A 2,455-nucleotide genomic window follows, 5' to 3' on the forward strand; every position below is an offset into this window, starting at 1 on the left:
AGTGGTGTGTTTATTTTTAAATTAAATATCTTGGAAAGTTTTTTATCACATGCACAAGGTATGATTTTTACAACATCATAACTTATATTTAAGTCACATAGTTTTTCTACTATTGGAAATATTGATGGTTTAAAATAATCTTTATCAAAATCAAATATTGTCTTCAAATTCTTTTTAGGAATTCTGTCTATGTATACGGCTACTGGCTCTTCGCTTGCATAAAGAACTTTCTCAATTACTAATATTTCATCTACCTCATCATCTTTTTCTATTCCCATTTGAAGCTTTTCATATTCACTTGCACTTTTATAATACAGACTTATCACTTCAAACCTTACCTTATGGCCATGCCTTCTAAGTGCTCCTTCTACATCTCTTCCCGAATCAATTCTATTATCTAGTTTAGTCACAAAAGAATTAACTAAAGTACCTTTTCCTTGAACCCTAGACACTAACCCTTCTTTTTCAAGTATAGTTATAGACTCTCTAAGTGTAAGTCTACTAACGCCTAGATCTTTTGCAATTTCATCTTCTGATGGTAAAATATTTATGTTACTTTCTTCAATGTATTTTCTTAGATTTTCTAGAGACTTTTGCACCGCACTCACCTTGTTGACCTTCTTAATATTTTTATTCATACTAATCCTCCTTAAATTTAAATTTATATTATAATCAGGTCATCAGATGACTTAATCTTTTGATTACTATAATTATACTTTTTGTACATAAAATTTTTCAATAACTTCCGTTAGTCATCTTTTAGCTTTAATCTATCTTTTTCTTATTTTAAATTATCAAATTATAAAGTTGTATGTATCATATAAGTATTTATATATGATACATACAACTTTATGATTTTTAAAATTTTGTGCATTTAAATTTAACTTTGTGAATACCTATATAAAAAGTCATCTGATGATAAGATGATATATTTTGAAATTATCCTTTCTTTGAAGCCTTATGTGAATGTCAAATTTATTCGTAAATTTAATTTTCACCTGGTATAAAAATTATTTTAGGAGGAATAGGAATTGAAAAAAAATAACCAAAGCTCATCAATATTTGAGTTTTACTCTAAACCACCTATGTCTAAATCATTGCCACTATCACTTCAACACATATTAGCTATGATTGTTGGAACTGTTACTGTTCCAATTATAGTTTCTGGTGCTGTTGATGCTTCACTTTCTCAAAGGATGTTACTTATACAATCTGCATTAATTTTTTCAGGTCTAGCAACATTATTGCAAATTTATGGTGTTGGCAAAATGGGTGCTAAATTACCTGTTATATTTGGTGTTGGTTTTGCTTATGTTCCTACGCTTACTGCTATAGGTTCTCAGTATGGACTAAGTTCAATACTCGGCGCTCAATTAATAGGTGGAATAGCTATGATTATAGTTGGTCTTTTTATAAAGAAGATTAGGAAGCTTTTCCCTCCTGTTGTAGCTGGAACTGTTGTTTTAGTTATTGGACTCTCTTTATATGATATTGCAATTAATTACATGGCAGGTGGCATAGGTTCTAGTACATATGGATCTTTAACTAACTGGAGCATAGGCTTTGCAACTCTTTTAGTTGTATTATTTGTAGGTCAATTTTGCAAAGGTTATTTAAAATTAGCATCTATATTTTGTGGAATAGTAGCTGGATATATACTTTCAATATTTTTAGGAATAGTTGATTTTATTCCTATTAAAGAAGCTGCTTGGTTTGCTTTCCCTAAGCCATTTGAATTTGGTATGGAATTTAATTCATCTGCTATAATATCTATGGTTATTATTTGTGTTGTAAACTCTGTCCAAACTATTGGAGATTTATCTGCAACTTCTATGGCTGGTTTAAATAGAGAAATAACTGATGATGAATTATCTGGTGGTCTTATAGGTAATGGGTTTTGTACTTTTATAAGTTCAATATTTGGGGCATTTCCAACATCTTCTTTTAGTCAAAATGTTGGAATTGTAGCAATGACAAAAGTTATAAGTAGGTTCATCTTAGGATTGGCTGCTCTATTTTTACTTCTTGCCGGTTTAATACCAAAGTTCGGTGCAGTTATGACTACTATACCATACTGTGTACTTGGTGGTGCTACTATAACAGTATTCGGTATGATAACGCTAACAGGTATAAAGCTTATTATAAAAGATGAACTTACAGCTAGAAATACAACTATTATAAGTTTAGCTCTTGCACTTAGTATGGGTATATCATTAGTTCCTCAGGCTATACAACAATTCCCTAGCTGGTTGATTTCTATAATAGGAGATTCTCCTGTAATTTTAGCTGCAATTATTGCTTTTACTCTTAATATAATTTTACCTAATAAAACATTAGCTGATGAATCTAATGAAAGAAAAAATATAGATAAATAATTTATAGTCATCCATTCTACATCATTAATATTATAAAAAAGACTTCAATTGAATATTTATAAGGAAGACTTTTTTGAAGC

At 29.6% G+C, this 2,455-nt stretch carries 2 protein-coding genes; one reads left to right on the forward strand and one right to left on the reverse strand.

Features of this window, described 5'->3' with window-relative positions:
- Positions 1-638: GntR family transcriptional regulator (locus tag VLM92_RS05500; protein WP_325275351.1), on the reverse strand; the 638-nt coding region annotated here is incomplete at its 3' end.
- Positions 639-1,031: 393 nt separating this feature from the next.
- Between VLM92_RS05500 and VLM92_RS05505 the strand changes: the two genes are divergently transcribed.
- Positions 1,032-2,375 (forward strand): nucleobase:cation symporter-2 family protein, encoded by a 1,344-nt coding sequence (locus VLM92_RS05505; RefSeq protein ID WP_325275352.1) that lies wholly within the window; start codon positions 1,032-1,034, stop codon positions 2,373-2,375.
- Positions 2,376-2,455 lie beyond the last annotated feature (80 nt).

Source organism: Romboutsia sp. (assembly GCF_035470145.1).
In the GTDB taxonomy this organism is placed as follows: Bacteria; Bacillota; Clostridia; order Peptostreptococcales; family Peptostreptococcaceae; genus Romboutsia_D.